Raw genomic sequence first — 3958 nt, 5'->3', positions numbered from 1 at the left:
CTTGAAACCAACGGCGAAGGAGCAGTGCCAAACGGCGAATCCCGCGCCCAGATGGCAGCTCGATGTCTGGCAGCCTTCTGCCGCCGGATGGAGCAGGCGGTGCAGCAGGGAAGTGAGGCGCCGATGTTTGTCGTCCACGGCGGCAGCATCATGGCGATTCTGGAGCGGTTTGGCGCTCCGCCGCGCCCGTTTTATGACTATCACGTTCCAAATGGACAGGGATTTGTGCTGCAAATCGACCGCTGGGACGCGCAGAAGCGCTACCCAGTCCATCCGATTGGAACAAAGGAGGAGGAAGAACGATGAAAACAATCCTCTGGCTGCTCATCGGTGCGGTGGTGCTTGACCTCGTCATCGGTGACCCGCGCTGGATTCCGCATCCCATCTGCGGCATCGGAAAGCTGATTTCTGCCGAAGAAAAGCTGCTGCGCCGTCTGTTTCCCAACCGGCTGCGGTTGGCGGGGAAACTGCTTGCCGTGAGTGTCCCACTGCTCAGCTTTGCCATCACGGCGCTGGTGGTATGGGGACTGGCATTGATTCATCCGCTGCTGGGCTTTGCTGCACAGCTCATTCTGGGCAGTCTGACGCTGGCAGCAAAATCGCTCAAAACCGAGAGCATGAAGGTGTACGACCGGCTCAAAGCGGAGGATCTTCAGGGAGCGCGCTACGCGGTTTCGATGATCGTTGGCAGAGATACCCAGGCGCTGGACGCCGCCGGTGTGACCAAGGCGGCGGTGGAAACGGTCGCCGAAAATACCAGCGACGGCATCATCGCGCCGCTTTGCTATTTTGCTATCGGCGGCGCACCGCTGGCGATGTGCTACAAGGCGGTCAATACCCTCGACTCAATGGTGGGCTACAAAAACGACAAGTACCTCGAGTTTGGACGGGCAAGCGCAAAGCTTGACGATGTGGTGAATTTCCTTCCTGCACGTCTGGCGGGACTGCTGATGGTGGCTTCCGCCTTTGTGACCGGCATGGATGGCAAAAACGCCTGGCGCATTTTTTGCCGCGACCGCTTTAACCATGCAAGCCCCAACAGCGCACAGACCGAATCGGCCTGCGCCGGCGCTTTGCAGGTTCAGCTTGCCGGAAATGCATATTACTTTGGAAAATTGTATGAAAAACCGACCATCGGCGACCCGATCCGACCGGTCGAAAGCGAAGATATTGTCAGAGCCAATCGCCTGATGTACTGCTGTGACCTGTTGTGCCTTGTGCTGTGCTGCTTGGTGCGCGGATTGGTGTTCTGGTTGATTGGATGGTAAGATTGGCGCAACAAAGCCAAATTTTAACTGTAAAGGGGAGTGCCTTCACATGATAAAACTGACGCATGGCGGCGATATTTACTCCGCAAAAGAGCGAATCGACGGTCCGATCGTCGATTTTTCTGCAAACATCAATCCCATGGGACTGCCGGCATCGGTGCGGCAGGCATTGTGTGACTCGATGGATGCTTTTTCCTGCTATCCTGACCCGCTGTGCAGGGAACTGGTAGAAGAAATTGCAAAAAAGGAGGGCGTTTTACCCTCGTCGATCCTGTGCGGAAACGGCGCGGCGGACCTGATTTTTCGGGTGGTCTGGGCGATGCGTCCGCGCTCGGCACTGATTGTCCAGCCGACCTTCTCGGAGTATGAGCAGGCGCTGTCCGCCTGCGGCTGCCGCATCGAGCACTATCAGCTGAGCGAACAAAACGACTTTGTGCTGACCGAGGAGGTGCTCGATCAGATCCGCAATCAGACCGACATCGTCTTTCTGTGCAACCCGAACAACCCGACCGGACAGCTGATCGACCAGTCGCTGCTCGAGCGCATCCTGGTGCGCTGTGCTGCCTGCGGAACGCTGCTGGTCGTTGACGAGTGCTTCCGCGACTTTCTGGATCAGCCGCAGGACAACACCATGACCTCGTGGGTAGCTTCCTTCCCGAATCTGCTGATTCTTCGCGCCTTCACCAAGCACTACGCCATGGCAGGCCTTCGTCTGGGCTATTGTTTGTGCGGCAATCCGCCTTTGCTTGAGCGGATGGAACAATGCGGTCAGCCGTGGGGCGTGTCGGTTCCGGCGCAGATTGCCGGTGTCGCTGCACTGCGCGATGAGGAATATCTCAACAAAAGCCGCGAATTGATTTTGGCAGAGCGCGCCTACTTAAAGGAAAGTCTTGCAAACCTCGGCTTGCCGGTCATCGGCTCGCAGGCAAACTATCTGTTCTTCCGCTGTGAACAGCAGTTGTCGGAGGCGCTGGAAGGCTGCGGCATCCTCATCCGCTCCTGTTCAAACTATCGCGGCCTGGATGAGAGCTACTACCGTATCGCGGTCAAATCCCACGCCGACAACGAAAAGCTGGTGGCGGCGCTGACAGCGGTGCTGAGCGGCGAGCCGCTCTCTGCATCGGAAGAAAATACCGATGCACCGGCAGCAGAACCGTCCGCACAGCAGCCTGCGACAGAAAAATCTGCTGAGCCAAAGACGGAAAAACCGGAGCTGACCGCCGAGGAACCGGCTGCAGAGCCGCAGCCGACCATCGAGCCGCTGCAAACACAGACGGTCACCGTGACGGTGGAGGATGCGCCGGTGGAGCAGCCCGAGCCGGAGGACGATCTGCCGCTGAAGATTCCGAACCAGGACGTGGATACTCCACCCAGCGCTGAACAGAAAAAACAGTATCGTTCGCTGCGGGAAAAATCCAAAAAGTATGATTGGGAAGGGGAGGAGCACTAGCGATGGCAAAGGCAATTATGGTGCAGGGGACGATGTCCAATGCAGGCAAAAGCTATCTGGCGGCGGCGCTGTGCCGCATTTTTAAGCAGGACGGCTACCGTGTGGCGCCGTTTAAATCGCAGAATATGGCGCTCAACTCGTTCATCACCGAGGAAGGACTGGAGATGGGCCGCGCACAGGTCATGCAGGCGCAGGCGGCCGGCATCAAGCCATCGGTGCTGATGAATCCCATCCTCTTAAAGCCCACCAATGACACCGGCTCGCAGGTCATCGTCAACGGCGAGGTGCTGGGCAACATGTCCGCCCGCGACTATTATAAACAGAAGCTCTCGCTGGTGCCGAAGATCATGGAGGCTTACCGGCAGCTGGACGAACAGTACGACATCATCGTGCTGGAGGGCGCCGGCAGTCCCGCAGAGATCAACCTCAAGCAGGACGACATCGTCAACATGGGCATGGCAAAGCTCGCCAAAGCGCCCGTCCTGCTGGTCGGTGATATCGACCGCGGCGGCGTATTCGCCAGTCTGGCAGGCACACTGATGCTGCTGGAGGAGGAAGAACGCGCGATGGTCAAGGGACTTGTCATCAACAAGTTCCGCGGCGACGTATCCATCCTGCGTCCGGGACTTAGTCAGATCGAGCAGATCACCGGCAAAGAGGTGGTCGGCGTCGTTCCGTATATGAATCTCGACTTGGAGGACGAGGACAGCCTGTCCGAGCGCTTTACCCGCCACAATGCGCCGGCGCTACTGGACATTGCGGTGATTCGGCTGCCGCGCATCTCCAACTTTACCGATTTTAACAGCCTGGAGTGCATCGACGGCGTGTCGCTGCGCTACGTCCAGTCGGCAGGTGAGCTGCGCTCGCCCGATCTGGTCATCCTGCCAGGCAGCAAAAATACCATGGAGGACCTGCTCTGGCTGCGTCAGAGCGGTCTGGAAGCCGCCATCCTCAAGCTGGCAGCACAGGGTACACCGGTCTTTGGCATCTGCGGCGGTTTCCAGATGCTGGGACAGGAGCTGCACGACCCACACAGCGTCGAACACGGCGGCAGCCTGAAAGGACTGGGACTGCTGCCTACCGTCACCGTCTTTGGCAGCGATAAGACCCGCACCCAGGTCAGCGGCAGAACCGGAGACTGGTCGCAGACCATCTTCCCTGAGCTGTCCGATACGCCGTATGAGGGTTATGAGATCCACATGGGCCAGACAAATATCTTGTGTGAATCAAACAATACATG

At 58.2% G+C, this 3958-nt stretch carries 4 protein-coding genes; all 4 read left to right on the top strand.

Annotated features, from left to right (window positions below; genetic code table 11):
* Positions 1 to 306: histidine phosphatase family protein (locus Q0L39_RS11140; protein ID WP_296629208.1), on the top strand; the 306-nt coding region annotated here is incomplete at its 5' end.
* Complete coding sequence (gene cbiB, locus Q0L39_RS11135; RefSeq protein ID WP_296629206.1) at positions 303 to 1268, top strand: adenosylcobinamide-phosphate synthase CbiB; 966 nt, start codon at positions 303 to 305, stop codon at positions 1266 to 1268. The genes Q0L39_RS11140 and cbiB, both read left to right, overlap by 4 nt.
* Before the next feature lie 49 nt (positions 1269 to 1317).
* Complete coding sequence (gene cobD, locus Q0L39_RS11130) at positions 1318 to 2718, top strand: threonine-phosphate decarboxylase CobD (protein ID WP_296629204.1); 1401 nt, start codon at positions 1318 to 1320, stop codon at positions 2716 to 2718.
* A 2-nt stretch (positions 2719 to 2720) separates the two neighbouring features.
* Positions 2721 to 3958 (top strand): cobyric acid synthase (locus Q0L39_RS11125; protein WP_296629202.1); only part of this gene is annotated, 1238 nt, incomplete at its 3' end.

The organism is uncultured Negativibacillus sp. (assembly GCF_944388365.1).
Lineage (GTDB): Bacteria > Bacillota > Clostridia > Oscillospirales > Ruminococcaceae > Negativibacillus.
Note: the sequence above shows the minus strand (reverse complement) of the source record. Positions and strands in the feature narration are given on the sequence as shown.

Coding starts and splice junctions, on each gene's coding strand:
- cbiB (WP_296629206.1), top strand. CDS start 303: ATGAAAACAATCCTCTGGCTGCTCATCGGTGCGGTGGTGCTTGACCTC.
- cobD (WP_296629204.1), top strand. CDS start 1,318: ATGATAAAACTGACGCATGGCGGCGATATTTACTCCGCAAAAGAGCGA.